This window comes from Mesorhizobium silamurunense (assembly GCF_014843825.1).
Classification (GTDB): Bacteria; Pseudomonadota; Alphaproteobacteria; order Rhizobiales; family Rhizobiaceae; genus Mesorhizobium; species Mesorhizobium silamurunense.
In genome coordinates, this window is the sequence record NZ_JHQR01000353.1 from 1 (window position 1) to 2,677 (window position 2,677).

Consider the following 2,677-nt stretch of genomic DNA (forward strand, 5'->3'; position numbering starts at 1 on the left):
CGATTCCGTCAAATCTTGAACCGCTCTAGATCTTAGCCGGCAGCCCAAGCCGCATCCGCAGTCGCCGCAATGCCCTTGAAAATACATCGAGGTCATTGGCGGCGCGGGCAAGCGTGAGCGCTCCCTGGATGGCGGCGACGGTTTCCTCGGCAAGCTCGCAGGCCTCGCCCGGTCGGTGCCCAGATCGCGCGAGCGCTTCGGCGAGATGCGTGATCCATCGGCCGAAATAATCTCTTATCTGGCCGCCGAAGAGGTCGCGGGATTCATCCAGAGCGAAAGCGCCGACGAGGCAAACCCGGCGCCCCGAGCGGAAGTAGCTGTCGGTCGCCTCGAGCATCTGCTCGATCCCGGCCTGCGGATCGGCGTTGTCGCGCAGAGGTGCAAAGACATTGTCCTCGAACCAGCCATCGATATGGGCAATGACGGCTCTCGCCATCTCCTCCTTGCCGCCGGGAAAGAAGTGGTAGAGGCTTCCCTTGCCGAGCCCCGTCGCCGCGCCGATCAAGGCCAGGCTGGCGCCCTCATAGCCATGCTCGCGGAAAACTTCCGCAACGATCCCCAGCAACTGGTCGCGATCTGGAGCGATGCGCCGCACCGGCCTTAGAGCCCGAGTTCCGAAAGGCCGGGATGGTCGTCCGGCCGGCGGCCGAGCGGCCAGTGGTACTTTCGTTCGCTTGCGGCGATCGGCAGGTCGTTGATGCTCGCAACACGGCGCCGCATAAGCCCGGCTTCGTCGAATTCCCAATTCTCGTTGCCGTAGGAGCGGAACCAGTGGCCGCTGTCGTCGTGCCATTCATAGGCGAAGCGCACAGCGATGCGGTTGTCGTTCCAGGTCCAGACCTCCTTGATCAGGCGATAATCCAGCTCGCGCGCCCACTTGCGCTTCAGGAAGCCAACGATCTCGCCGCGGCCTGAAACGAACTCGGCCCGGTTCCGCCAGATGCTGTCCTCGGTATAGGCGAGTGAAACCCGCTCCGGGTCGCGGCTGTTCCAGGCATCCTCCGCGAGCCGCGCCTTCTGCGCTGCTGTTTCGGCCGTGAAAGGCGGCAATGGCGGGCGGCTCATGAAAATCTCCTGTCGCTTTCGATCATCGACAAGCGACATTGTACCGGACGGTACAATGAGTCAATTGCGAGACTGATGATGCAGACAGAGGCTATTGCTTCGTCGCCAGTCCCTTCAGCCGGTACAGCGCCTCCAGCGCCTCCCGCGGCGTCATCTCATCGGGGTTGATCGCAACCAGCGCCTCGCCGAGCGCGTCGCCCTTCACCGGTTTCGGCGCCTCCCGCTTCACCGCCACTGAAAACAGCGGCAGGTCGTCGACGAGCCGATTGGTCTTACCCGAGACCTCGCCTTCCTCGAGCTGGTGCAGCACTTCCTTGGCACGCGCCACCACCGCTTCCGGCAGGCCGGCGAGCCGCGCCACCTGGACGCCGTAGGAGCGGTCGGCCGCACCCTTGCCGACCTCGTGCAGGAAGACGACGTCGCCTTCCCATTCCTTGACCCGCATGGTGACGTTGGAGAGCCGCGACAGCTTGCCGGCCAGCGCCGTCATCTCGTGGAAATGTGTGGCGAAGATCGCCCGGCAGCGGTTCTTCTCGTGCAGGTACTCGACCGCCGCCCAGGCGATCGACAACCCGTCGAAAGTCGCGGTGCCGCGGCCGATCTCGTCGAGGATGACGAGCGCCCGCTCGCCGGCCTGGTTGAGGATCGCCGCCGTCTCGACCATCTCGACCATGAAGGTCGAGCGGCCGCGCGCCAGATCGTCCGAGGCACCGACGCGCGAGAACAGCCGGTCGACGACACCGATATGGGCAATCTCAGCCGGAACGAAGGAGCCGGTCTGGGCCAGGATGGCGATCAGCGCGTTTTGCCTGAGGAACGTCGACTTGCCGCCCATATTGGGACCGGTGAGCAGCCAGATGGCGCCGGCCTTTGCCCCGGCCTCAGGCGAGAGGTCGCAGTCATTGGCGACGAACGGGCCTTCGCCCGAGCGCCTGAGCGCCTGTTCGACCACCGGGTGCCGCCCACCGGAAATCTCGAAGGCGAGGCTGGAATCGACCGCCGGTCGGCACCAGCCCTCGCTTTCGGAAAGCAGCGCCAGCGCTGACGACACGTCGAGCACGGCGAGCGCGTTGGCGCCGGCGCGGATGCCGTCGGCCTCGCCGACCACCTCCGCCGTCAGCCGGTCGAAGGCGGCGAGCTCGATGCTGAGCGCCCGGTCGGCGGCGTTGGCGATCTTCGATTCCAGCTCCGCCAGTTCCGTCGTGGTGAAGCGCATGGCGTTGGCCATGGTCTGGCGGTGGATGAAGCGCGCCTTCGCCGCATCGCTGCCGGTCATCACGCCATGGTGGTTGGCGGTGACCTCGATATAGTAGCCCAGCACATTGTTGTGCCGGATCTTCAACGAGCGGATGCCGGTCTCCTCGATCAGCGAGCGCTCCAGCCCGGCGATCACTTTTCGCGACTCGTCGCGCAGCGCCCGCATCTCGTCGAGTTCGGCATGATAGCTCGACCGCACGAAGCCGCCGTCGCGCTTGATGAGCGGCAATTCGTCGTCGAGCGCTTCGCTGAGGTGGCGGGCGAGCGCTTCGGGCAAGGCATTGATCGCCGCCAGCGCCGCGGTGAGTTCAGCGGGCAGGGCCGTCGTCGCGAGCAGCGCGGCGATCGCGCCCGC

3 protein-coding genes are annotated in these 2,677 nt (G+C 65.8%); all 3 read right to left on the reverse strand.

What is annotated here, in order from left to right:
- Nucleotides 1–25 precede the first annotated feature (25 nt).
- A complete protein-coding gene (locus tag DH10_RS32675; protein WP_192257250.1) occupies nt 26–595 on the reverse strand; it encodes a TetR/AcrR family transcriptional regulator in 570 nt (189 codons plus the stop codon).
- A 5-nt stretch (nt 596–600) separates the two neighbouring features.
- Nucleotides 601–1,065, reverse strand: a complete 465-nt coding sequence (locus DH10_RS32680; protein ID WP_192257253.1) for a nuclear transport factor 2 family protein — start codon at nt 1,063–1,065, stop codon at nt 601–603.
- A gap of 91 nt (nt 1,066–1,156) precedes the next feature.
- Nucleotides 1,157–2,677 (reverse strand): DNA mismatch repair protein MutS (mutS, locus tag DH10_RS32685; protein WP_192385789.1); only part of this gene is annotated, 1,521 nt, incomplete at its 5' end.